Below are 26,058 nucleotides of genomic sequence, written 5' to 3' on the forward strand. Positions count from 1 at the left end.
TACGTTTTATAATATTTTGAGGTTAAAATGACTACTTTCATTCAACAATTAATCAATGGGCTTATGCTAGGTAGTGTATATGCACTACTAGCTTTAGGCTACACAATGGTCTACGGTATTATTAAATTAATCAACTTTGCACATGGTGATATATACATGCTCGGTGCGTACTTTGGCTATTTTTTCATCAAGGTGTTACATTTAAATTTCTTTATAGCATTAATTCTGGCAATGGTAGTAAGCGCCGTTATCGGCGTGGTCATTGAGTACATTGCCTATCGACCATTACGTCATTCTCCAAGAATTGCGGTTCTAATCTCTGCTTTAGGTATATCGTTTTTTCTAGAAAATGGTATGACTTATTTATATGGATCAGATCAACGTTCATTTCCACAGGCTATTAAGACAGTACAGTACCAATTTTGTGGCATACAAATTTCAAACATTCAGTTGATTATCGCTGTAACTTCAATAGTTTTGATGCTGTTATTGACTTACATTGTTAAAAATACAAAAATGGGTCGTGCGATGCGGGCAGTATCCGCAGATCCAGATGCAGCTTCATTAATGGGCATCAATATCAATCACACAATTTCATTTACATTTGCAATTGGGTCAGCATTGGCGGCGGCTGGTGGCGTTTTGATTGGATTATATTATAACAGTATTGATCCACTGATGGGGATGACACCTGGGTTGAAAGCGTTCGTTGCTGCTGTTTTGGGCGGTATAGGAATTATTCCAGGAGCAGCAGTAGGCGGTTGGCTAATCGGTATATTGGAAACAATGGTTCAAGCGACACCTTTTTCAGATTACAAAGATGCGATTGTGTACGCTATGTTGATTGTCATATTACTTATTAAACCGACTGGTATTTTAGGGAAAAACAAGCGGGAGAAAGTTTGATGGATCAAGCGCATATTAAATACACATTATCTTGGGCATCTTTGGCTGCAATGGGGTTCATTTTAATATTTGTAGCACAAATGGTTGGCCTTATTGGTCATTATGGTATCACAACAATTGTGCTAATCGGTATTAACATCATTGCTGCACTGGGACTTAATCTGGTAGTGGGTATTTCGGGACAGTTTTCGTTAGGACACGCCGGATTTATGGCTATCGGTGCTTATGCAACAGCATTAGTTATGGAAGTTGTTCCCGGTGTCATTGGCTTTATTTTGGGAATGGTTTCAGGTATCGTAGTCAGTGGTGTGATTGCCTTAGTTGTTGGGATTCCAACTTTGCGTTTACGTGGTGATTATTTAGCTATTGCAACATTAGGATTTGCTGAAATTATTCGAATTGTCATTATGAATTTGAAAATAACTAACGGGCCAGCTGGTATCTTTGGTATCGCACCTTTTGTGAGTTGGCAATTAGTTTATGTATTAGCAGTCATAACATTGATTATTGTGGTTAACTTTGTTCGTAGTATGCCGGGGCAAGCTATTATTGCTGTTCGTGATAATGAAATTGCTGCTGAGTCTCTAGGGATTAATACAACTAAGTATAAAGTAATTGCTTTTGTGACGGGCGCATTATTTGCTGCTATGGCTGGTAGCTTGCGTGCAAGTTTCATCCAATCTATCGCGCCTAAAGATTATGCTTTTATGCAAAGTATTATGATCTTAATCATTATTGTGATAGGTGGGATTGGATCAATGAGTGGGACAGTTGTGACAGCAATTGCGTTAGGTCTGTTAGACACGATGTTACAAAATTTTGGTTCTTTGCGTATGGTTATCTATGCTGCTATTTTAATTGTTGTGATGTTAATTAGACCTCAAGGTATTTTCGGTAGTCGAGAACTATCGTTAAAAAAATGGTTATTTGATGAAGGAGACAGACATGGCTCAGACAATACTGAAAACGCGTGATTTAAGTATCCGTTTTGGCGGTGTAACTGCTGTTGATGGTGTTAATATTGAGGCTGCCGAGAATGAGCTAATTGGTTTAATTGGGCCAAATGGTGCTGGTAAAACCACATTATTTAATTTATTAACAGGTGTGTACTCACCAAGTGAGGGAGAAGTACTCTTATTTAATGGTCAGCAGTTAGCTAATGTTAACCATCAATCTCCTGCAAAACGTGCTCGATTAGGTGTTGCGCGTACTTTTCAAAATATTCGCTTGTTTGAAAGTCGAACGGTATTAGAAAATGTTATGATTGCTATGAATTCTAATACTCAGGCACATGTGTTCAGTTCATTATTTCGTTTACCTTCATTTTATAAAAATGAAGAGCAACTAAAAAACGAAGCTCGTCAGCTGCTAAGTATTTTTGATATGCTGGCAGTACAAGATACATTGGCAACAAACTTACCATATGGGCAACAACGACGTTTAGAAATTGTGCGAGCATTGGCCACTAAACCTAAGATTTTATTTTTAGATGAGCCAGCAGCTGGTATGAATCCACAAGAAACTGCAGATTTAACACGTTTAATTAAACAAGTGCAACAAGATTTTAAAATGACAATTATTTTAATTGAACACGATATGAATCTTGTTATGGCTGTTAGTGAGCGATTATATGTTTTAGAGTATGGCAAGTTATTAGCCAGCGGCACACCATTAGAAATACAGCAGAATGCCGATGTGATCCGAGCATATTTGGGAGAAAAGAACGAATGAGTGCATTACTGACAGTTGAAAATTTAAACGTAAGTTATGGTGCCATTAAAGCAGTACAAAATGCTAACTTCATGGTGAATAATAATGAAATCGTATCATTAATTGGGGCTAATGGTGCTGGAAAAACGACAATTTTACGTACGATTTCAGGATTAGAAAAACCTACTAAAGGACGTATTTTATTTGAAAATCAAAATATATTGACGATGAATTCAGAGCGAATTGTCTCAAGTGGCATTGCTCAAGTGCCAGAAGGTCGACGTGTCTTTTCTGGCATGACTGTTCAAGAAAATCTACAGTTGGGTGCTTTTACTCGAAGCAAGAGTATTAACTTGAAAGATGAATATACTCTTATTTACGATCAGTTTCCCATTTTAAAAGAAAGACGTAACCAAGATGCAGCGACATTATCTGGTGGTGAACAGCAAATGCTAGCTATGGGTCGTGCATTAATGGCAAAACCGAAATTGTTATTACTAGACGAGCCTTCCATGGGCTTGGCACCGCTATTTATTGAGAAAATTTTTGATATTATTAAAAATGTTAATGCACAAGGAATGACAGTATTAGTAATCGAACAAAATGCGAATCAAGCGCTAAAAATTGCGGATCGTGGCTATGTTTTGGAAAGTGGAAAAATCACGATGGCAGGAACGGGAGCAGAGCTGCTTGCATCAGATGACGTGCGTAAAGCATACTTAGGTGGTTGATTATTCATATGGATTCAGGTACACTGAAGTAGAATTAAATAAATATCTGGGGTGCCCATGCGGGCTGAGAGATACCCATTGAACCTGATTACGGTAATTCGTGCGAAGGAAGATTATAATAATGAACTATTTTGGTGTATAAATATGCCTATTTAGCCGTTGACTAATCTTTTCTGATAGTTAGCGGCTTTTTTATTCGTTACTATTCATTTTTAAAATAAATGAAGATATCTGCTTAAAAACACGGAGCCAAATGAGAAAAAAGGAATTTGATCATGAATATTACAGATATTAGAATGAAATCACCTCTTGTCCTTACTTATGCAAACTTTGTTACGCCACAATTTGTAGCTAATGCAGTTAATATTATTGGTGCCTCACCATTAATGAGTCGTGAACCAGCAGAATTTAACGAATTAGCAAGAATTGCCAATACGGTGATTATTAATACTGGTACACTTAAAAAATCAGAAATTAACGATATTATTGAACTTTCTCAGGAAGCATACCAATTAGGGAAGCCAGTTGTATTAGATCCGGTTGCTGTATCAATGCCATTTAGGTCGAAAGCTATTACACAATTTTTAGCTTCTGGTCATGTTGATGTGATTCGTGGCAATGCAGCCGAAATTGCTTGGTTTGCCGATATGCATTTTGCTAGTCAAGGTATCGATGCTACTGGAAAAGGTGACGTGATTGAAATTGCACAGCGTGCCGCCCGAAAAACAGGTGCAGTGATTGCGTTGAGCGGAGCTTGTGATGTGGTCAGTGACGGTCAATACACAGAAATACTTGATATAAATGTCAAGCAACTATCTACCATTGTAGGTACAGGAGATGCCTTATCATCATTAATCGGCGCTTTTATTGCTGATGATCTAAAAGTTTCTAACGTGATGCATGCAATGGCTACATTTAAACTTGCTGGGCAAAAAGCCGCTGCAAAAACGAATCAACCAGGCTCTTTTACAAATCAATTATTAGACGAATTATTTGTTATTGATAATATAGCTATTCAAAATTTTATTAAGGAAAGAGTGCTGAATCATGGTTAATCAAACACCGCAAGTTTTAACAATTGCTGGTATGGACAGTAGTGGTGGCGCTGGAATTAGTGCAGATTTAAAGACATTTGCTGCTCAAGGTGTTTATGGCGCTAATGTTATTGTTGCTTTAACAGCACAAAATACGATGGGTGTACAGCAAGTTTCGATGACGCCACTATCTATGATCCATGCACAACTAAAATCAGTTGCTGATGACTTGAAAATAAGCGCTGTAAAAAGTGGCATGCTTGGCGATATGACTACAGTAGAAGCAGTTGCTGAATTTTTACAGCAAGCAGATTTTGGTGACTATGTGTTAGATCCGGTCATGGTTGCGAAAGGAGGGGCGCACTTATTGAGTGACGAGGCTATAGGTGCTATTCAAGCTGTTTTGCTACCTTTGGCAACGCTCATTACGCCTAATATACCAGAAGCCGAAGTCTTAAGTGGGTTAAATATTAATCACCATAAAGATGTCATACAATCGGCTTCAAAGATACAACAATTAGGCGTTGAAAACGTATTATTAAAAGGCGGACACACTTCTGGAAAAGAAGTTTATGACTATATTCTACTGGCTGATGGTCGTCATTTTTGGCTTAAAAGCTCACGGGTAGATACAATTAGAACACACGGTACGGGGGATACTATTTCTGCAGCTATTACTGCACGTTTAGCTTTGGGAGACGATATGAAAACGGCTATTATTCATGCGAAAGCTTATGTTGATGCTACCATTCGTGAAGGTATTGATGTTGGTCATGGGCATGGACCGCTTAATCACCAAGCAAGAGTGACTGAAGGACATTTTCCAGAGGTGCTGGAAAATGTTTGATCCGAGTATATTAGTAAATTATCTGGTATTAGGAACTCAGGATACCAATGGAGAAAGACATTTTTTTGAAGTCCTAGAGGAAGCACTACAATCGAAAATCAGTGTATTTCAATATCGAGAAAAAGGGCGACTGGCTTTAACTGGGGCTGAAAAGTTACGAGTAGCCAAAAAAGTCCGGCAACTAACAGCTGACTACCATGTGCCATTGATTATTGACGATGACATTCAACTAGCCCATGAAATTGGTGCCGAAGGTGTTCATTTTGGGCAAAAAGATGGCGATATTATAAATAATATTCAGTTAGCTGGAAGTCTAGCAGTTGGGGTGTCGGTATCCAATAGTAGCCAGTATCAGAGAATAGAAAACATTAGAGGGATTGATTATATCGGAATTGGTCCTATTTTTGCAACGGTAAGCAAATCTGATGCCAATCCAGAGGTTGGGATTGCAGGGTTACAATATTTAACAAGCAAAAGTAAATGGCCAAGTGTAGCAATCGGTGGAATATCGGAAACAAATTTGCCATCTGTTTTATCTACCGGCGTTAATGGTGCTGCTGTAATCAGTATGATTAGTCAAAGTTCAAATATAAGTGCTACTTTAAAATATTGGCGTTCGTTATATTGATAAATATGTTTTGCTGAAAATATCACAAACAAAATATACTTTGCAAATAAATAAAGGTGTTATAGTGAGGATGTTTAGAACAGAAATGTAATTTGTTAATTGAAGAAAGGTCGGATACAATGAGCTATCAAACAATTAATCCATTTAACGATGAAGTTATTCAAACATTCCATAATCATGATGACGCTTATGTGGAAAAGGCCGTTACCAAAGGCCATGCGCTGTATAAAAAGTGGCGTAATGACCCGGCTAGTAGTCGTGCAGAGATATTAAACAAAATTGCTGACTTGATGGAAGAAGATGCTGATCGTTTAGCCAAGGTGCTTACTATTGAAATGGGTAAGCGGTTTGTTGAGGCGCAAGGTGAAGTGGCATTAAGTGTTTCAATTGCTCGTTACTATGCCAAAAATGGTGCAGATTTCCTTAAGCCAGAATCAATCAAATCCTCGATGGGGGATGCACAGGTAATTTCGCGTCCTACAGGTATATTGATGATGGTTGAACCATGGAATTTCCCTTACTATCAAATTATCCGTGTGTTCGCGCCAAATTATATAGCTGGCAACCCAATGCTGTTGAAGCATGCAAGTAATACACCAATGGCCGCATCAGAATTTGAAAAGATTGTTGAAAGGGCTGGCGCACCTACTGGTGCGTTTGCGAATTTATTCATTGATTATGATCAAGTAAATAAAATTATTGCTGATAATCGTGTACAAGGAGTGGCGCTAACTGGTTCAGAACGTGCCGGAAAATTAATTGCTGCCGAAGCTGGTAAAAATATGAAGCAAAGTTCACTGGAACTTGGTGGGAGTGATCCATTCATTGTTCTCGACGATGCCGATTTAACTGAGATTAAAAAAATTATCGGTGGTGCTCGCCTATACAATGCCGGACAGGTATGTACTTCGTCTAAACGATTTATTGTGACCGAAAAAAACTACGATGCGATACTTACAATGTTAAAAGATGCCTTTTCTGAAGCCAAGTTAGGTGATCCAATGTCAGCAGATACGACATTAGCACCATTAAGTACCAGCAAGGCTAAGGAAAATTTGACCAAACAAGTAAAAGCGGCGGTTGATGCCGGTGCAAATCTTGAATATGGTAGTCTTGCCCAAGATAAACCCGCTGCCTTATTTGATCCCGTTATTTTAACTGGTATCACAAAAGATAACCCAGCATATTATCAGGAATTTTTCGGTCCAGTTGGGCAAGTTTACAAAGTGAAAGATGAAGAAGAAGCAATTACACTAGCTAATGATTCTCATTATGGCTTGTCGGGTGTGATATTTGGTGGTTCACCTGAGCATGCGACAGAAATTGCTTCTCGTATTGAAACGGGAGCTGTTTATGTGAATAGTTTTGGTGGAACATTGCCCGAGTTACCATTTGGTGGTGTTAAAAATTCTGGCTATGGGCGTGAGTTAGGACGCTTTGGTATCGAAACCTTTGTGAACAAGGAACTTATTGTAACTAAAAAGGAACCAATTGATTTAGATAATGCTTTTGGTGGGTTTGTTTAAAAATTACTAAATGCTGGTTTTAGGTGGCTAAATAATTAGGTTCCTATTAACACGGAATTTATCAAAAAATACAGACAAGAATACTTGGATAATTATAGATACAAGTGGATGCGTTACACAACAATTAAAAAATTAAAAATATTGACTAAAAAAGCTTAAAGTGTTGTTACACTTTAGGCTTTTTTATGTTTATTTTATAAATTGTTCAGAGAGTGACAAGAATTCGTCAATATCTTTTTTAACCAAATCGGCACCAGTCTGCCAAAATTTTGGCTTCGTTAGATCAACACCAAGATGCTTCTTTGCTAATTCTTCTGAAGTCATATTAGCAGTGTCACGTAGCAAAGCAATATATTTTTCTTCAAAATTATCACCATCTTGTTGTGCTTGTGCGTAGATGCTTGATGAGAATAAATAACCAAATGTATAAGGGAAATTATAAAAAGGCACAGAATCAATGAAAAAGTGCAGTTTTGATGACCAGAAGTGAGGATGGCGAATATCTAAAATACCATCAAACGCTTCTTTTTGCGCATTATCCATCAGTTGATTGAGACGTTGTGGTGTCACTAGACCATGCTTACGCTCTGTGTAAAATGAGTCTTCAAATAAGAAGCGCGCATGTATATTTAGAAACATAGCGATAGGATTAGTCATTTTTGCATCTAATAATACAATTTTCTCGGCATCTGTTTTTGCTTCTCTTACATTTGCGTCATTCACAATCAATTCGGCAAAAGTTGAGGCTGTTTCGGCGACGTTCATAGCGTAAGCATCACGCCAAAATGGTAAATCAGTTAGCTGGGCAGAGTGAAATGCATGACCAAGTTCATGTGCAATTGTTGCAGCATCATTTACTGAACCGGTGTAAGTGAGAAAGATTCGAGATTCGTGTAGATCAGGGACAGATTCCATATAACCACCTGGTTGTTTACCTGGGCGGTTCTCAGATTCAATCCAATTATTCTCAAAAGCCTTCTGGGCAAATGACGCCATCTTAGGTGAAAATTTACCAAATTGTTCGATAATAAATTTAGCAGCATCATCGTAAGAAACCTCTGATGGTTGGTAGTCACCAATGTTGGTTAGTGGTGCGACTTGATCTTGCCAACCGATAGACTGCAAACCAAGTAATTGCTTTTTACGTTCGAAATATGGTTTAAACATACTTTTGTTGGCATCTACAACCTGCCACATAGCATCCAATGTTCCACGAGACATACGGTTAAGCTCCAATGGCTGTTCTAAGTGTGATTGGCGACCATGAGCTTCTTGATTGGTTAGACGGAATCCAGCCAAATGATTTAATGTATCACTCGTTAAGTTTTCAGCTTTTGCCCACATTTTTTCATAGTTTGTCATGAGGTTAGCTCGTACTTCATTATCGGGCTCACCATCTAACATGTTCAAAGCTTGTCCAGCAGAAATTTGACGAGTGATATTGTTTTCGTCAGTATAGTTCATCGATAATGACGCAGATATTGTGTCATAATGTTGGGACCAAGCTTGCTGACCATCAAGATCAAATTTGTTAATCAACATTTCTGTTTTATCGTCAAGTAAGCGCTTAGCATTAGTACGCAATTCTGTTAAGTAAAAAGCAATTGGTGCAAGACGGTTGGTAGTAATCGCTTTACCAAATGTTTCATCATCTAATGTTGAAAGTAGTTTTTGAAAAGCGTTTAGTGGAGATGAGAAAGACACCCATAAGTTTCCCAATTTATTAAAATGAGGCGCATAAGCACTGTTACCATAATCTACAGATGACCAGCCATTAACAAAAATATTGGCAGTGGAAATTCCGGCACCAATAGTTTGTGCTAAATCAGCTAAATCAGCCAACAGCGTGAAATCCTTGTCTTTTGTGAGGTCGTATTCTGCTATCTTATTAGTAAAATTTTTGATTTGCTTTGCGATAAGCTCGTATTTTTGAGTAAGTTGTGGTGAAGTTATACCACCTGGGAAGATACTTTCTAAATTCCATTTTTGTGAGTAGGCCACGTTAATATACCTCGTTTTCTTTATAATTTATGATACCATTTTTAATGAAATTCTAGGGATAATAATTTATTAAGTGGCAATTTTAATTATGATTTGTTTGCTCCATGACCAAAATTAGCGTACAATTTGATGGATTGATTATAAGGGAAAGTGATTTATGAAAAGAAAGTATAAATGGTTAATTGGTTGTTTGGTTTTTATTGTTATTTTATTATTATCAGCTGGCATGTATTTCTTTCATGTTGCTGAGGTTCGTGATGTAGCAGCAAACAAACCAGACAAGTTACGCACCAAAAAAAATTCACTTTATCACTATGAACATGATTTTTTGTCTCGTGAAAAGCAAACATGGACACAAAAAACATCAGATAATTTGAAACTAGTCGCTTGGTATGTACCAGCTGAGAAAAAAACAAGTAAAACTGCTATTCTGGCTCATGGCTGGCATAACAATAAAACGACGATGGCTGTATATGGTGAACTATTCCATGAGTTAGGCTACAACGTGTTAATTCCAGATAATCGGGCGCACGGTGATTCGCAAGGAGAAATGATAGGTTATGGCTGGTTAGATCGGCGCGACTACATCGGCTGGTTGAATCAAATTTTAGAAAAGAATGGTCAAAAATCGGATATTGTCATGTATGGCATGAGTATGGGTGCTGCCACAGTGTTATCAACTTCTGGTGAAAATGATTTACCGAATCAGGTAAAAGCAATTATTGCTGATTCGTCCTACACTAGTGTTATGGAAGAAATAAAACACGAAGCAGGAGATATGTATGGTTTACCATGGTTTCCGCTTGTTAATGTGGTGTCGGGTATCTCAAAGATACGAGCCGGATACTCATATGAGGAAGCGAGTCCCTTGAAGCAAGTAGCCAAAAACACGCGGCCAACCTTTTTTATTCAAGGTGGTGCCGACACTTTTGTGCCAACCAAAATGGTTTACCCGTTGTACAATGCTTCTAAGGGACCAAAACAGTTATGGATTACTAAGGGCTCAAAACATGTTCAAAGTTTTAATGATTACCCAGACGCGTATAGGAGTAAAATAAAAATATTTTTAGAAAAATATGATAAATAAAAGGATCACTTCACACTGAAGTGATCCTTTTTGAAACAAAGTGATTATTTATTAGAAATACTACGAGTCTTCTGAATTAACCCCAAAGACCTCAATATGGTATCCTGTAATATTTAAACCGCTAGCTTTACGGGCTGCGTCAAATAACGGAGCCATATTGAAATTGTCGGCATCAATAATTTCACTAGTTTGTTGATTGATAATGTGATAGTGTGGCTCACCATAATAATCAAAGTGACGTTTACCATCATCATGAATGTCTATAGCGATGATTAATCCCGTTTCAATTAATTTATCAAGCGTATTATAAACCGTTGCCAAACTAATGTTATTTAAATCTTCGTGAATCATTTCTGCTGTGGGGTGAGTTTTATGTGTAACGAGATATTCTAAAACAGCCATTCGTTGATACGTAGCTTTTAAACCGTGTTCTTGCAATATTGTACGCAATTTTTGATCAGTCATAAGAATCCTCCATAGTTACTACTATTGTACCATGATATGTAGAATTGTTCCAAATAACTTGATTTATGAAAGTATATGAGTTAAAATGTTTATTAGAATAGTTCTAACAACAGGGGGAAGTTATGTCTGAAAAATCTGAAAAAACAAGCTTTATGCAACGAAATAATATTATTCGTGCAGCAGTTATGGGTGCCAATGATGGCATTTTATCAGTATCAGGTATTGTTTTGGGTGTTGCCGGTGCCACAAGTCACACAGGTACAATTTTACTAGCGGGGTTTGCTGGTATGTTAGCTGGAACTGTGTCGATGGCAATGGGTGAATTTGTTTCAGTCAATTCTCAACATGATGCACAAGAAAAAGTACGTCAAATTCAAACTCAAGCCGTTGCAAACGATTACGAGGGTGAATTTTCTTTTGTACAGAAAAAATACGAAGAAACAGGAATATCATCAACATTAGCGCAACAAGCTACGCAAGAAATGATGTCCAAAGATCCCTTGGTCACATCTGTTCGTGAGCGGTATGGATTTTCATTAAATCAAGAATTAAGTGCCGGGCACGCTGCTTTGGCATCATTGATTAGTTTCCCCATAGGATCCATATTGCCAATGGTTGCTATTTCTGTAGCGCCTCAGGGAACACGAGAAATAGCGACATTTATTGCTGTTATTGTGGCTTTAGCCATCACAGGATATGCAGCAGCTCACGTAAATGGTGCAAATAAAAAACATTCCGTTATACGTAATGTCATTGCTGGTATCTTTACAATGATTGTGACGTTCTTAATCGGTAGTTTGTTTAGATAAGAGGGGGAACTGAAATGGGAAAAGAAAAAAAACACGAAACCATGGATGAACGATTAAATGCTATTCGAGCAGGGGTTCTAGGCTCTAATGATGGTATACTAACTGTTGTTGGGGTTTTGTTTTCAGTAGCAGCCGCAACGACCAATCAATTTGCAATTTTTATTGCTGGATTAGCCGATTTAGTATCATGTGCTTTATCAATGGCTTCAGGAGAATATGCCTCTGTCAGTTCACAGTCAGACAGCGAAAAGGTAGCTGTTGAAACTGAAAAAGAATTGTTAAAGACTGACATGCCAGGGCAACACCGTTCTGTACGAGACTTTTACATGGAACGTGGTGTATCTGAAACAACAGCAAATGCGATAGCTGATGAATTGTTACAAAAAAAGCCTTTAGAAACGGTATTGAGTGTTAAATATGATATCACACTAGGACATTATATGAGTCCGTGGTCAGCTGCTTGGTCATCATTGTTTTCTGCAGCTTTAGGTGGAGCTTTCCCATTGCTGACATTGTTGATTGTGTCTGGAAAGTATCAATTCGTTGCTACAATTGCAGCAACGGTAGTAGCAGTTGCACTTACTGGATTCCTTAGTGCAAAAATTTCTAATGGTCTAGTTAAGCGTGCGGTTATTCGTAATATTGTTATTGGTCTCATTACAATTGCAATCCACTTTGGCATAGGAAAAATATTCTAACTCGTATCAGTTAATAATGTCTGTTATATTTTTAATTCATGTTGCTGAATATAGTCTATGTTTGAGATAATATTAGTATGAATAAAAAAATTATGCAAAAATGGCGTGTTTTAGATGCACGATTAAAAATTTCAGCTTTAAGTACTTTTTTTACACGTGCACAAATTGGCTACGTTGGGCCGACATTTGCTTATTATGCACTGTTAACAGTGTTTCCTATATTGATGGGAGCAGCGTTGATTGTTTCTTTCACGAGTATTAGTACTGGTGATTTACTTACAATGATGCGCAATATATTACCAAAAAACGTTGAGAATATTGTGATTCCAATTATGGAATCTGTTTTATCATCAAGAAGTACTTCGCTACTTTCTTTTTCCGTCTTGTTTACGATTTGGTCAATTTCACGTGTGATTGCGGTCTTTCGTCAGTCATTTAATGCTATTTCAGATGTTAAAGAACACATCAATGGTTTGTTTACACGAGCCTTTTCGTTTATATGGTTATTGTTTATTTTGACATTGTTTACTTTGTTAATGGTTGGCAGTAATATTTTGACTATTGTCATTCAGCACTTGCCATATTCAGAGTGGACTAACTTTTTACAACATCAGACGCGTTGGTTTATATGGTTAGGTATTTGGCTGGCTCTGGTCATGATGAACTTTTTTTTACCTGCAAAAGATGCTCGAGCACCATTTCGCTTTGTTTTAGTGGGTAGTTTTCTTGAATTAGTGATGTTGAATCTCTTGAACAGAGGATTCACGTTTTATGCGCAATTTGCTTTGGGAAAATATGATTTTTATCAATCCGTGAGCTCTATGATTGCTATGTTGATTTGGTTAAACTTGATTGCTACGATTTTGGTATTAGGTTATGTAGTTATTAAATGGTTATCGGTCATTAGTTGGAGGAAAGAAGATGTTTCGAAACAATGATTTTGATGTTTTTGAAGACAAAACGTTAAACGGTCGAATGGAAAAAATAAAAACAATTATTGATCCAAAGTTTGAAGCGTTTGCCTCGATTGCGTTACCTATATTGAATACAGATGGGCAAAAATGGTATGCACACGTAGCTAAACATTTACGTAGAACAACTTATGCGCCGGATAATACGTGGGTAGCCTTTGCGCCAAATAAACGTGGTTATAAAATGTTACCACATTTTGAACTAGGTATTTGGGAAGACAACATCTATTTTTATCTTGCTGTTGAAGAAAATATGAAACCTGCTCAAACCGATATAATCACTAAAAAACTGCGTGAGGTGAGTCCGCTAGTGAAAAAATTACCGGATTCATACCGCTTAAGTCAAGATCATATGGTAAACAAGACATATTCATTATTACAATATGACGATTCAGTAGAACGTTATGAATCAGTTAAACATAGTGAAGTATTGATTGGAATAGAGATAAAACGTGGTGATAAAATTTTGGATGACAATGGCATCGTAGATGCCTTGGTGCTAGCAATAAAAAATCTGTTACCAATCTACGAAAAAATTAAATAAAAAATAATGGCTAGACTTTGTATGAAAGTCTAGCCATTATTTTTTTAAGAATCCATTGCTTCTATCTGGTTAATTTGTTGTAATTCTAACATTTGGGCTTCATTTATTTCATTGTATAGCACTGCTGCCAGTGTATTCGGGATTATACCTGTCGAGCTGGCTTGTTGAATATAATTATATTCAAATTGAAATGCTTGAATATATAAATCACTGTTGATAGTTGGTATTTCTTTATTATAATCACGTTTTATTAAATTAAAATAACGGTCAAATCTTTGACGAACATGACTGATGTATTGGAGGTCATCAGTGTCATTCTCTAAACTATTACGTAAGAGATTATCTAGATACTGATTAACCTCATCAATAACATCGTTATTTAATAGCAGTAATCCTTCGTGAATATTTTCCCATTGTTGCACACTACCTTGATGCTCTTTGGCCCATTTTTTACGATCCTTTAACCGTTGTTTTTTCGTCATTTGACCATTTTGTATATGCCACTTGACGTGACGGTATCGCGCCCTTATATAGTGAAAAAATCTTTGTAGGGGACTGTGTTGGAAAAAATTGTTAATTTTGAGACGATTAAGAATTTTTTCATATGCATCAATTACTTCAGCACTATATTTTTGTTCAACACTTTCGCTATGTAGATACTGAACAATAAAGTCTTTCGTGTTGTTTATCAGCGTATTATATTTTTGAGAATTATGATTTTTTGTTGAGTGACTGTCGTTTAACCAACCTTTTTGTGACTGTAATTGTATCATAATTGCTTCTCGAACAGCAGAGTCTTTAGTAATCTCAGAAATTTTTAACGAAGCATAGTCAACCATTTTGTTACGTGTGTTTTCTAAGTCAGCTTTAGTATAGGTGATTGCTTTCTTTGGGAGGGCGATAGGTAAAATAATTGCACTCATTAACATACTAATTAAGATAATCAAAGTGGCGACTACAATAAGTTCAGCACGATAGGGGAAAGCATGGTTGGCAATAGTTAGCGGTAAGGAAAATGCCATGGCCAGTGTCATGGTACCATGGACACCACTAATGGCGAATATATGGGACAAAAAACGATGTTGTTTGGGATTGCTATGGCTGTCAAAGAAAGTATTAGCTGAATGATTTTCTTCTCGAAATGCCCAAATATATCGCACAGCGTACATCGCAATATAAATTAAAATACTTAAGCCTAATAGTTGCATGATGCCAACTAAGCCCATCTGAATAATTTCTTGCCAAACAATCGGCAAAGAAATACCTAAAATAATGAAAACAATGCTATTTAAGACATTCGATATTGATGCCCAGATAGTGTTGGAAGTCAGTTGTACTCGTGTTGATGTTAAGCGAAGCTTATTGGATTCCCAATTATGTACAATACCAGTAGCAACTACGGCTAAGATACCAGAAGTACCAAATGATTCTGCTAAAAGATAAACAATAAACGGAGTTAAGAGGCTAATTGGGATGATTGTGGTTTCTGGGCTAATAGTTCTGAAAGTAATATTGGTTCGAATAGCAACAAGCAGAAAACCGGCAATCACACCAATTAGTGCACCACCAACTGCAACAAACAAGAAGTGCCCAATTCCTACGACAAGAGAAAATTTTCCTTGTTCAAGCACGGATAAAGATAAATCTAGTAAGACTAGTCCTGTGGCATCGTTGAATAGCGATTCTAGCTCCAGAGCTTCGCCCACACCACTAGGCATATCAACTGATGAGGTCATTGATTTGACAGCAACGGCATCAGTAGGTACAACGATTGCAGCTAGCGCAATTGCTAACGGTAATGTCCACTGCACTTCCACTCGATTTGCTAGTAAACCAACCACTATGGCGGTGGCCACAGCGAGAACTACTGATAAAAGAAAGATAATTGAAAAACGTTTTTTAATTTTGGCAAATGATTGCTTTTGTCCATCTAGAAACATTAATGGAGCAATAATCATCAGCATAAAAAACTCAGGTTCAAGTTCGAAATGCTGAAATATTGGTGTAAATGACAGGCCAATACCAACAATAATTAGGATGAATGGTTCCGGGATTTTTGGAATAAATTGTTTAATTAGGTTAGTACCAATCACACCGATTAACAATAAAGCTAATGCATATAGTGTTGACATATATCCTCCTTAAGAATAAAGCTTTTATGGTTACGATAGTTCTAGTCAAAGAGATTTTCTAATTTGGATTGTTGATGGGATTCGAATTTTTTTGGACAAAGTGTTTTCATCACTCATAAGTTGCATTAAGTTGGCTGCAGCCGTTCGGCCTATTTCTTTTGGGTTTTGTGATACAGAAGTAATTTCAGGTGAAATCATGTCGGCAAACATAGCATCATCATAACCAATGATACCAACATCATCAGGAATGGTAATATGATGCTTTTTTAAAAAGCGAATAATTGCCCATAAAACTTCTCCGTTAAGCGCATACAGCGCTTTTTTTGTGGGTGATTTAAGCATGGATTGTAGTGTGTTTGGCCAGTCCAGATCGTCATCAATTTCGATTAGTTTAATCGTAACATTTGTGTTTACAATACCTGTTTTTATACCATTATAACGGTTCATACGACTAGATACACCATTGATATGATTAGATAAAACAATAATTTCTTCGTAGTTTTTTGATTTTATTAAATCTGCCACTTCTAGTGATTTTTGAAAATTGTCCGACACCACTGCTGGCCAAGTAAATGGTTCAGTATAACGATCGACTTGAACGACAGGAATATTTTCATCAATTAGTAGCTGGTAATGATCAGTTTTGTGAACTAGTGGTTGTAAGATAATACCGTCGATTCTCTCGGTGACCATTTTTTCCAAATTACTATGCTCACGTTCAATTGAATTATCACCGTCCATAATTAAAACTTGATAAATTGTATTTTGAAAATAATCACTAATACCTTTTAACAGACGCGAGGTATACATATTAGAAATATCTGCCACAGAGATACCGATTAATAAAGAATTTTTCGCTTTTAAGGCTTGTGCTTGGCGACTAGGATGATAATCTAATTCAGCAATGGTTTCAGCAATGCGCTCTTTTGTTGCTTCTGACATATTATCGAATTTCCCGTTTAAAAAGCGGGAAACTGTTGTTTTTGAAACCCTTGCCATTTCAGCTATAACGTTGATAGTCACTTTTTTACTCATGACAACATTATACGACAAATTAAAAAAAGGGGTTGACAAATATTTGAAAGCGTTTACAATATATCATGTAAACCGGTTTCCGAAAACGATACACGTGCAAAACAGAGGATTAGAAAAATGAAAAATAAGCAGTTACATATTGATCCAGAAAAGTTTGCGTTACAATTTCTTGAATCTTTTAAACTAAATTTTGATACTAAAAATCTTGAGGGTATGGCGAAACAACAGCTTGCAGCCTATCTTTCTGCTTACTTTTTAGTTGAAAAATTTAATGAAATTGAAAGTAAAAACTTTGATCAATCACAACCCAGTCTATCGGATTTAGGATTTGACGAGTTATTGAAACATGTATCAGAACTAAATAACTATTGAGGAATGAATAATGAGAAAAGAACAAATTGTTTTGAATAATCTAGTATTCATGAATGATCATGAGCAGGGCATGCAACAACTTGACATGTTAAAAAAAGCTGTGTCTTTCGGTGTTTCATCGGTTGAATTACGACGCGAATATTTTGATGACATTGTTAAAGAAACTTCTGCCATTGCAGAGTTTGCAGCTGATCATAAATTACGTTTATTTTATTCCGTGCCAGATGAGGTATTTGTGAATCATCGTCTTAATCCAAAATTGACACAGTACTATGATGAAGCACAAGCGCTTGGTATTTATGCGATTAAATTTAATATTGGAGATTTTGAAATGTTATCTTCAGAAGAGGTATCTGCATTAAACCAACTATTAAAGCGTGGCATTCAGACAAATATTGAAAATGATCAAACTCAAGTTTCCGGGAAAATAAACGACATTGAAAAGTTTATGTCTGTTGTTACGGAAAATCATTTAGATATTCGCTATGTTTATGATATGGGTAATTGGCGTTATGTTGGTGAAGACGAAGTTGTGGCAGCTGAAAAACTAAGACAGTATGTACGCTATATTCATGTTAAAGATGCTCAAGGCCAAGGTGATAATTTGGCAACTGTACCGCTTAATGTGGGAGATATTTCATGGCAATCAATTTTGAATATTTTGCCAAGTAATGTTCCTGTAGCAGTTGAATATCCAACAGTTAATGATACAGTTATTCAAGATGGCGTTCAGGCACTCGCCATGTTTAATTAAAGGGGTGCAAGACTTATGACTAATATCATTATTAGTATTTTGCTCTTACTAACATTCGTAGGATTTATTTATTACATTGTTAAGGGTGGCAATTTAGTTATTGGTTTCTTTGTAATGGCGCTTCTCTGGTCTGTTATTGGACTGGTACCTTTCAACCAAGTTGTTCAAAAGGTTATTGCAGAGCCAGCATTGAATTATGGACCAACAATTATTTATATTGTTTTTGGTTCATGGTTTGGTCGTGTACTAGTTGATTCGGGTATAGCTGGGTCCATTTCGGCACAAACTGAAAAGGTTGGACGAAAAGCCCCCATTTTCGCAACGATATTAGTTGTACTCGTTACAGCGTTAATTTTCTCGTCAGCATACGGCGTTGGTTCGGTTATCGCCATCGGTGTTATATTAATTCCAATTCTCTTGTCGATAGGTGTTCCTAAAAAGGTCGCCATTCCAGCATTCACAATGGCTATTGGTGCGCCAATGTACATTAACGTAGTCCTATTTAATCAAATAAAAGCGTTCTTCCCGTCAGTTAGTTTTTCGGGAAAATACTTGATTTTTGGTCTAGCAGCCATGAGTGTTCAATTAGTAGGCGTTATTATCTTCATACTACTTAATAGTAAAAGCATCAAAAATGGTGAAATTGAAACAATTGATGACAGTAAGCAAGCAACCTTCCAGAAGACGCACCCAATTACATTTATCATCCCCGTTTTGCCAGTAGCTCTGAATATGTTCTTCCATTGGGATGCTATTCCTGCACTGTTATTAGCAACAATTATTGCATTATTATTGACAGGGCAAATGAAATCTTATAAAGGATTAGTTGCTTTTATCAACAAAACAGTTTCACAAGCAATCAATGATATTTCTGGTTTGATTGTATTCTTGATGGCATTGGTGATGTTTGCTGGAGCAGCTACCATGAACGTGCCCCATTTCAAAAGCATGATTGAAGTTATTTTACCAAGTAGCCCCCTAGTTTTGGCAATTGCCATTGGTATATTAGCCCCATTAGCTTTGTTCCGTGGACCTTTGCATGTTTGGGGCGCTGGAGCGGCTACGGCGGCAGTTTTAGCTGCTACAGGTACTTTCCAACCAATATTCTTACTACCACTTCTTTACACGGCTAGTATTATGGCAGTCTCTATTGATTTAACACAGTCATGGAATACATGGGCGTTAACTTACTCAAAGTTGGAAACAAAAGAATACCTAAAAATGGGTATTCCAGTCATGTGGATAGTATCTTTTGTGAACGAACTATTAGTTTATGGATTTTTTGGACACTAAAAAGAAATTAGGAGAAATAAGATGAGTGAAATTTTAACATTAGGGGAACCGGTAGTGACATTTGCTTCCACCGACTTAAATAAAGGGTTAGTTGATAGTATTAATTATTATAAATTTTTGGGTGGTGCTGAACTAAATGTTATGATTGGTGCTACTCGATTAGGTCATGACACGGAATATATTTCTCAGGTTGGTGCAGATCCGTTGGGTCAATTTACGATTAAAGAAATAGCGCGTTATAATGTTGGCAACCACTATATTGCCACAGATAAAAATAATTGGACAGCATTTCAGTTAAAAGAATTAGTTGATCAGGGTGATCCATCAACCTTTAATTTTCGTAGAAATTCAGCTGCGGCACACTTTAACAAATCATTAATTGATCAAGTTGATTTTTCTGATGTAAAGATAGCCCATTTATCAGGAATTTTCCCAGCGATTTCGCTTCAAGCACGTGAGGCATTCCGTTATTTTGCTGAACAATTAATTGAGCATGGTATTAGAACCACGTTTGATCCAAACTTACGACCTGCTTTATGGGAGTCTAGAGAAGTGATGATTGAAACGATTAATGATTTAGCAAAATATGGTGAGATTGTTTTACCTGGTGTTGATGAAGGTGAAATTTTAATCGGATCAAGAGATCCAGAAACCATTGCCGATTTTTATCTGAATAACAGTGACCGAACAGAAACGGTCGTTGTCAAAATTGGATCTGATGGCGCCTATGTCAAAAACAAGAGCGGTGAGCGTTACGTTGTTAATGGGTTTAAGGTTGAAAAGGTTGTTGATACTGTTGGTGCGGGGGATGGATTTGCGCTAGGCTTAATTACAGGTTTGATTGAAGGATTGTCTATAGCAGATGCTGTACGACGGGGGAATGCGGTGGGCGCTCTACAAGTTCAAACACCAGGTGACAACGATGGGTACCCAACACAGGAAGAACTAGAAAAATTTTTAGTAGATAATAAGAGAGAGGCATAATATGACAAAACAAGTATACTTACCAGATGATATTCCAGCAGTTGGGAAAAAGATTCTTGAAGATGCAGGCTTAAAAGTAGTTATTGGTTCTGGGCGCAACCCTGAAAAAATGAAAACTGAAGGGGCAGAGGCAAGTGCTGTATTGATCGGTACACAAAAATTTGATGCAGATATCATGGACGCTATGCCAAATTTAAAGGTTATTGCACGTAACGGTGTTGGTTATGATGCTGTTGACGTGGATGCTGCAACTCAGCGTGGTATTTACGTTGTGAACACACCTAAAGCTTTATCAGGATCTGTTGCAGAAACGGCTGTCTCGGAGTTGTTAGCTATCAGCAAAAACTTATATCAAGATTCAAAAGCAATTCATGATGATAATTGGCAGTATCGAAAGGCACACCCAGGACGTGATATTGAGGGGAAAACGGTTGGTATTTTAGGGTTTGGTCGTATAGGTCAGCAAGTGGCTAAAAAATTGAGTGGGTTTGATGTTAAAGTCATTGCCTTTGATCCCTTTGCCAAGGATGTGCTCAATGTTGAGTTGGTTGATCGTGAAACAATTTTTAAAACTGCTGACTATGTGATGGTCCATTTGCCTGCCTTACCTGAAACGCAGTATTCAATTGGCGCAGATGAGTTTAAGTTGATGAAAAATGATGCATTTCTAATTAATATGGCACGGGGTTCTATTCTGGTTGAAGCTGACTTGGTTTCAGCTCTAAAATCGGGTGAGATAGCTGGTGCGGCTTTAGATGTTTTTGAAGAAGAACCGTTACCTGTTACAAACCCATTGGTTGCATTAGAAAATGTTTTACTCACACCACATATTGCCTCTAATACTGTTGAAACTAAGGCACGTATGGCGGTTGATGCAACTAATGATATTGTTCGAGTATTATCTGGTCAGGACCCAGAATCAGCTGTGAATAAAATTAATTAATAACGAGAAAGATGACTGTTTAAAAGTCATTTTTTAATTTCAAGGTGTATAATGTAGCTATTCTAATAGATTACAGGAGCAAGCATGACTCAATTCACACGGCTTTATAATAAATTTCAACCTGAACATTATAATATCTATTTAAATATTAATCGTGAAACGAAACAGTTTAGTGGTAAAACAAAGGTTAGTGGTAATGCACTGGTCAATGATCTTGCTTTACATCAAAAAAACTTACAAATTCAGTCTGTTCAGATTAATGAAAAAGAGGTTCCATTTGTTGTTGACGACAACGCTGATTTAATTAAATTTTCGACAGAAATTATTGGTCGTATAGATATCACTGTGATTTACAAAGCGAGATTAACCGACACAATGATGGGGATTTATCCTTCGTATTACGAGTTAGATGGTGTTAAAAAACAAATTATCGGTACACAATTTGAAACAAGTTTTGCTCGTCAAGCTTTTCCAAGTGTGGACGAACCGGAAGCTAAAGCGACATTTGCTTTATCAATCAAGTTTGATGAACAGCCAAACGAAAGCATTTTAGCCAATATGCCAGAGATACGCACAGAAAATGGCATACATTATTTTGATACAACAGTGCGGATGTCAACTTATTTAGTGGCCTTTGCCTTTGGTGAATTACAAGGTAAGCAAACGGTTACTAACACAGGGGTAAAAGTTGGTGTGTTTTCTACCAAGGCACATGCTCCCAAAGAATTGGATTTTGCACTAGACATTGCTAAACGATCGATTGAGTTTTTCGAAGATTTTTATCAAACACCTTACCCATTGCCACATTCTTGGCAATTAGCCTTGCCTGATTTCTCTGCAGGAGCAATGGAAAACTGGGGATTAGTAACTTACCGTGAAGCTTATTTACTGCTTGATCCTGAAAATTCAGCATTGCATACCAAACAAATTGTTGCTACAGTTATTGCTCACGAATTAGCACATCAATGGTTTGGTGACTTAGTCACAATGAAATGGTGGGATGATTTGTGGCTCAATGAAAGTTTTGCTAATATGATGGAGTATGTAGCAATTGATGCGATTGAGCCCAGTTGGCATATTTGGGAAAGCTTCCAAACAAGCGATGTTGTTTCAGCATTGAAAAGAGACAGTACAGAAGGCGTACAATCAGTTCATACTCAAGTAGAACATCCAGCTGATGTTGATGCTTTGTTTGATCCAGCAATTGTTTATGCTAAAGGGGCAAGACTGTTGGTGATGGTTCGTTCGTTGATTGGAGATAAGGCCTTACGTGAAGGATTAAAAAGATACTTCACTCGCCATCGCTATGCAAACGCAACAGGAGCTGATTTGTGGGACGCTTTGGGTGAAGCTTCAGGCCAAAACATTAAAGCAGTGATGGACTCTTGGTTAGAACAACCAGGATATCCAGTGGTTTCAGCAAAAGTGATTGATGGTCAGTTAACGCTATCTCAAGAACAATTTTTCATTGGTGGATATGAAGAAAGAAATCGTCAGTGGCAAATTCCCTTAAACAGTAACTATGATGCGGCCCCCGACATACTAGCCAATAAACATGCAGTGATTGGTGATTATGCTCAATTACGTGAATCAGTTGGCACACCTTTTAGGCTAAATGACGGCAATGATTCGCATTTTATTGTTCAATATGATGCTCAATTACTAACAGATATTTTAGAACATCTTGATGAATTGGATAATATTTCGCAAAGACAAATTCTTCAGGATTTACATTTACTTGCTGATGGTAGGCAAATTGCCTACGCTGATATCGTGCCACTGTTGGCTAATTTTGCGCACAAAGATGCCATGTTGGTTAATGCAGTATTATACGGTATACTTTCAGATTTGAAGAAATTTGTCGCATCAGATTCAGCTGCAGAAAAAGCTTTAAAACAATTCTATGATGTACTAAGTAGAAAACAAGTAAAACGTTTGGGATGGGTTGGAAAAAGCGGTGAACCATACGATGACCAGCTAACACGGCCTTATGTTTTGGATGCTTCTTTGTATGCAGAAAATCCTGATACAATTGCACTCGCTCATGAATTATTTGAACAAAACAGTGATAATCTACAAAACTTATCTGCTGATATTCGTCACTTTGTACTAACTAATGAATTAAAGCATTTTGGCAATATGTCATTGTTTGAACAATTATTGACTACTTATAAAAAGTCTTCTGATGCTAGTTATAAAGCTGACTTACGTTCGGCCTTGACTAGTACGCCAGATACAGATTTAATTGTGAAATTGATTGGTCATCTAAAGGATGCTGACACGATTAAACCGCAAGACCTCCGTGGGTGGGTCCATGGCCTGCTAGTTAATGATAAAAGTCAACAGTTCATTTGGGATTGGGTTCGTGAGCAATGGCAGTGGCTAGAAGATACGATAGGTGGTGATATGGAATTTACGATGTATATTACTGTTATTACCGCTACGTTCCATACACCAGAACGACTAGCTGAATTTAAGGCATTCTTCGAACCCAAGTTGAATACACCTGGATTAACACGTGAAATTACCATGGCTATTAAGGTAATCTCGAGCCGTGTGGATTTGATTGTAGCTGAGAAGGATGGTGTGAATAGAGCTATTTCTGAGGCTATCAAATAAATTAGTTAAAAAGCAAACAATTATATGTTTGCTTTTTTGATATTAACTATTTTGTGGCAATCCTTTTGAATTGCTAATTAATACTGACCTAGAGTAGAATGAAGTTGTATTGAAAGCGTTTTCTATCGGAAAGGAGATTACGATGTATTATAGCAATGGTAATTATGAAGCATTTGCCACACCACGCAAGCCCAAAAACGTAGATCAGAAATCAGCATATATTGTCGGTTCAGGACTAGCAGGTTTGGCTGCTGCGGTATTTCTTATTCGTGACGGTCATATGAAAGGAGAGTCAATTCATATATTTGAAGAACTCCCACTGGCTGGCGGTTCATTGGATGGAATTCAACGGCCTAATGTTGGTTTTGTTACACGCGGTGGCCGTGAAATGGAAAACCATTTTGAGTGTTTATGGGATCTATATCGTTCAGTACCGTCATTAGAAATCCCCGGTGCTTCTTACCTAGATGAGTATTATTGGTTAGATAAGGATGACCCTAATTCATCAAATTGTCGATTGATTTATGATCGCGGAAATCGTGTGCCTAACGACGGTGATTATACATTAGGTAAATCAACTGAAGAAATTATTAAATTGATTATGACGCCTGAAGCAAAATTAGGTACAATGACGATTGAAGATTATTTTTCAGAGGACTTTTTCAAAAGTAATTTTTGGATATATTGGGCAACAATGTTTGCCTTCGAAAAATGGCACTCAGCAATCGAGATGAGACGTTATGCAATGCGTTTCATTCATCATATTGATGGGTTACCGGATTTTTCAGCATTGAAGTTCAATAAGTACAATCAATATGATTCGATGGTTTTACCTTTGATCAAGTATCTCGAAGATCACGGAGTTGACGTACAGTTTGATTCTACGGTTGATAATGTCGTTGTGAATTTTGATCATGGCAACAAAGTTGTCAAGGAATTACAGCTCACTGTTGCGGGTCAGCCAGAAACGAAACAGCTTACAGCCAATGATTTAGTTTTCATAACAAACGGTTCCATTACCGAAAGCACGACCTATGGGAGCCATTTTGAACCGGCGCCAGTTACAAGTGAACCTGGTGGTTCATGGCGCTTGTGGGAAAAATTAGCTGAACAATCAGATGAATTTGGTCATCCAAGTGTGTTTTATCAAAACTTGCCAGCAAAAAGTTGGTTTGTTTCAGCAACGGCAACAATTAAAAATACTGAAATTAATCCCTATATTGAACGACTTACCAAGAGGGATATACATGATGGTAAAATTAATACAGGTGGCATCGTAACCATTACCGACTCAAATTGGCTGATGAGTTTTGCTGTTCATCGCCAACCACATTTTAAGCAGCAAAAACCAAATGAAACAACTGTTTGGATTTACGGACTATATTCTGATGTTCCTGGCAACTATGTTAAAAAGACCATTGTAGAGTCTTCGGGCCAAGAAATTACACAAGAATTTTTGTATCATCTAGGCGTCCCTAAAAGTAAAATTAATCAGCTAGCTCAGCAAGAGTCAATTAACACTGTTCCGGTATACATGCCGTTTATTACAAGTTATTTTATGCCACGTGTCATGGGCGATCGTCCAAAAGTAATACCAAATGGATCTGTCAATTTGGCATTTATCGGGAACTTTGCTGAGTCACCTTCGCGAGACACAGTCTTTACTACAGAATATTCAGTAAGGACTGCTATGGAGGCTGTTTATAGTTTGCTAGATGTTGAACGTGGTGTACCAGAAGTCTTTAATTCAATTTACGATATTAGAGAATTATTGCGAGCCATGTACTATATGAATGATAAAAAACCACTGAGCGAAATAGATTTGCCAATTCCTAAACTCATACAAAAGGTTGGTCTTAAGAAAATCAAAGGTACTTGGTTAGAAGAATTATTGACAGAAGCACACCTTTTATAAACTTTGTCAAGCACTCGTCCGCAGATGAGTGCTTTTGTCGTATAATGAGATAAA

Annotated in this window: 24 protein-coding genes and 1 riboswitch; of the genes, 20 read left to right on the plus strand and 4 right to left on the minus strand. The window is 37.2% G+C overall.

The genetic code is table 11. The annotated features are described in order from the left end of the window. Positions 1–27 precede the first annotated feature (27 nt). The 8 genes from GJV51_04875 (at position 28) to GJV51_04910 (ending at position 7,382) form a co-directional block, all read left to right on the plus strand. Positions 28–906 (plus strand): branched-chain amino acid ABC transporter permease, encoded by an 879-nt coding sequence (locus tag GJV51_04875; GenBank protein QGM25331.1) that lies wholly within the window; start codon positions 28–30, stop codon positions 904–906. After that, positions 906–1,880 (plus strand): branched-chain amino acid ABC transporter permease, encoded by a 975-nt coding sequence (locus GJV51_04880; protein QGM25332.1) that lies wholly within the window; start codon positions 906–908, stop codon positions 1,878–1,880. The genes GJV51_04875 and GJV51_04880 overlap by 1 nt, the downstream gene beginning before the upstream one ends. Then, positions 1,852–2,637 (plus strand): ATP-binding cassette domain-containing protein, encoded by a 786-nt coding sequence (locus GJV51_04885; GenBank protein QGM25333.1) that lies wholly within the window; start codon positions 1,852–1,854, stop codon positions 2,635–2,637. Before GJV51_04880 ends, GJV51_04885 begins: the two co-directional genes overlap by 29 nt. Continuing rightward, on the plus strand, positions 2,634–3,347 hold the full coding sequence (locus GJV51_04890) for an ATP-binding cassette domain-containing protein (protein ID QGM25334.1): 714 nt from the start codon (positions 2,634–2,636) through the stop codon (positions 3,345–3,347). The genes GJV51_04885 and GJV51_04890 overlap by 4 nt, the downstream gene beginning before the upstream one ends. A gap of 37 nt (positions 3,348–3,384) precedes the next feature. After that, positions 3,385–3,475, plus strand: a riboswitch (TPP riboswitch). Positions 3,476–3,622: 147 nt separating this feature from the next. Then, positions 3,623–4,402, plus strand: coding sequence for a hydroxyethylthiazole kinase (gene thiM, locus GJV51_04895; protein ID QGM25335.1), 780 nt, complete (start codon positions 3,623–3,625; stop codon positions 4,400–4,402). Continuing rightward, positions 4,395–5,228 carry a bifunctional hydroxymethylpyrimidine kinase/phosphomethylpyrimidine kinase gene (gene thiD, locus GJV51_04900; GenBank protein QGM25336.1) on the plus strand — a complete coding sequence of 278 codons (834 nt, stop codon included), beginning with the start codon at positions 4,395–4,397 and terminating at the stop codon, positions 5,226–5,228. The genes thiM and thiD overlap by 8 nt, the downstream gene beginning before the upstream one ends. Next, positions 5,221–5,856 (plus strand): thiamine phosphate synthase, encoded by a 636-nt coding sequence (thiE, locus tag GJV51_04905; GenBank protein QGM25337.1) that lies wholly within the window; start codon positions 5,221–5,223, stop codon positions 5,854–5,856. Before thiD ends, thiE begins: the two co-directional genes overlap by 8 nt. Positions 5,857–5,975: 119 nt before the next feature. Then, entirely contained in the window at positions 5,976–7,382 is a 1,407-nt protein-coding gene (locus tag GJV51_04910) for an aldehyde dehydrogenase family protein (protein ID QGM25338.1), read from the plus strand. 189 nt (positions 7,383–7,571) lie between these two features. Here GJV51_04910 and GJV51_04915 read toward each other — a convergent pair whose 3' ends face one another. Beyond that, positions 7,572–9,383, minus strand: a complete 1,812-nt coding sequence (locus GJV51_04915) for a M3 family oligoendopeptidase (GenBank protein QGM25339.1) — start codon at positions 9,381–9,383, stop codon at positions 7,572–7,574. A 157-nt stretch (positions 9,384–9,540) separates the two neighbouring features. Here GJV51_04915 and GJV51_04920 point away from each other — a divergent pair, with 157 nt between their 5' ends. Then, the gene (locus tag GJV51_04920; GenBank protein QGM25340.1) at positions 9,541–10,470 is read left to right on the plus strand and encodes an alpha/beta fold hydrolase; all 930 of its coding nucleotides are present in this window, start codon (positions 9,541–9,543) and stop codon (positions 10,468–10,470) included. Positions 10,471–10,530: 60 nt separating this feature from the next. Here the strand turns inward: GJV51_04920 and GJV51_04925 are convergent, their stop codons facing one another. Then, complete coding sequence (locus GJV51_04925) at positions 10,531–10,935, minus strand: transcriptional repressor (protein ID QGM25341.1); 405 nt, start codon at positions 10,933–10,935, stop codon at positions 10,531–10,533. 122 nt (positions 10,936–11,057) lie between these two features. On the opposite strand from GJV51_04925, the gene GJV51_04930 reads away from it, so the two are divergent. The 4 genes from GJV51_04930 (at position 11,058) to GJV51_04945 (ending at position 13,957) form a co-directional block, all read left to right on the plus strand. Next, complete coding sequence (locus tag GJV51_04930; GenBank protein ID QGM25342.1) at positions 11,058–11,744, plus strand: VIT family protein; 687 nt, start codon at positions 11,058–11,060, stop codon at positions 11,742–11,744. Between the two features lie 14 nt (positions 11,745–11,758). After that, on the plus strand, positions 11,759–12,442 hold the full coding sequence (locus GJV51_04935; protein QGM25343.1) for a VIT family protein: 684 nt from the start codon (positions 11,759–11,761) through the stop codon (positions 12,440–12,442). 77 nt (positions 12,443–12,519) lie between these two features. Continuing rightward, positions 12,520–13,380: a YihY/virulence factor BrkB family protein gene (locus tag GJV51_04940; GenBank protein QGM25344.1), complete on the plus strand. Its 861-nt coding sequence runs from the start codon at positions 12,520–12,522 to the stop codon at positions 13,378–13,380. After that, the gene (locus tag GJV51_04945; GenBank protein ID QGM25345.1) at positions 13,364–13,957 is read left to right on the plus strand and encodes a DUF1054 family protein; all 594 of its coding nucleotides are present in this window, start codon (positions 13,364–13,366) and stop codon (positions 13,955–13,957) included. Before GJV51_04940 ends, GJV51_04945 begins: the two co-directional genes overlap by 17 nt. Before the next feature lie 44 nt (positions 13,958–14,001). Here the strand turns inward: GJV51_04945 and GJV51_04950 are convergent, their stop codons facing one another. Both GJV51_04950 and GJV51_04955 read right to left on the minus strand, forming a co-directional pair. Beyond that, positions 14,002–16,089: a sodium:proton antiporter gene (locus tag GJV51_04950; GenBank protein QGM25346.1), complete on the minus strand. Its 2,088-nt coding sequence runs from the start codon at positions 16,087–16,089 to the stop codon at positions 14,002–14,004. A gap of 45 nt (positions 16,090–16,134) precedes the next feature. Then, complete coding sequence (locus tag GJV51_04955; GenBank protein ID QGM25347.1) at positions 16,135–17,124, minus strand: substrate-binding domain-containing protein; 990 nt, start codon at positions 17,122–17,124, stop codon at positions 16,135–16,137. 117 nt (positions 17,125–17,241) lie between these two features. On the opposite strand from GJV51_04955, the gene GJV51_04960 reads away from it, so the two are divergent. The 7 genes from GJV51_04960 to GJV51_04990 all read left to right on the plus strand — a co-directional run bounded on the left by GJV51_04960 (position 17,242) and on the right by GJV51_04990 (position 26,004). Next, positions 17,242–17,496 (plus strand): hypothetical protein, encoded by a 255-nt coding sequence (locus GJV51_04960; GenBank protein ID QGM25348.1) that lies wholly within the window; start codon positions 17,242–17,244, stop codon positions 17,494–17,496. 10 nt (positions 17,497–17,506) lie between these two features. Beyond that, a complete protein-coding gene (locus GJV51_04965) occupies positions 17,507–18,250 on the plus strand; it encodes a TIM barrel protein (protein QGM25349.1) in 744 nt (247 codons plus the stop codon). Positions 18,251–18,265: 15 nt separating this feature from the next. Next, on the plus strand, positions 18,266–19,543 hold the full coding sequence (locus GJV51_04970; protein ID QGM25350.1) for a gluconate:proton symporter: 1,278 nt from the start codon (positions 18,266–18,268) through the stop codon (positions 19,541–19,543). Between the two features lie 21 nt (positions 19,544–19,564). After that, a complete protein-coding gene (locus GJV51_04975) occupies positions 19,565–20,527 on the plus strand; it encodes a sugar kinase (protein ID QGM25351.1) in 963 nt (320 codons plus the stop codon). A gap of 1 nt (position 20,528) precedes the next feature. Further along, positions 20,529–21,470: a 3-phosphoglycerate dehydrogenase gene (locus GJV51_04980; protein ID QGM25352.1), complete on the plus strand. Its 942-nt coding sequence runs from the start codon at positions 20,529–20,531 to the stop codon at positions 21,468–21,470. 84 nt (positions 21,471–21,554) lie between these two features. Then, positions 21,555–24,089 carry a peptidase gene (locus GJV51_04985; GenBank protein QGM25353.1) on the plus strand — a complete coding sequence of 845 codons (2,535 nt, stop codon included), beginning with the start codon at positions 21,555–21,557 and terminating at the stop codon, positions 24,087–24,089. 142 nt (positions 24,090–24,231) lie between these two features. Then, entirely contained in the window at positions 24,232–26,004 is a 1,773-nt protein-coding gene (locus GJV51_04990; protein QGM25354.1) for an oleate hydratase, read from the plus strand. The last annotated feature ends 54 nt before the right edge of the window (positions 26,005–26,058 follow it).

Source organism: Leuconostoc mesenteroides subsp. mesenteroides (genome assembly GCA_009676745.1).
GTDB classification, from domain to species: Bacteria; Bacillota; Bacilli; order Lactobacillales; family Lactobacillaceae; genus Leuconostoc; species Leuconostoc koreense.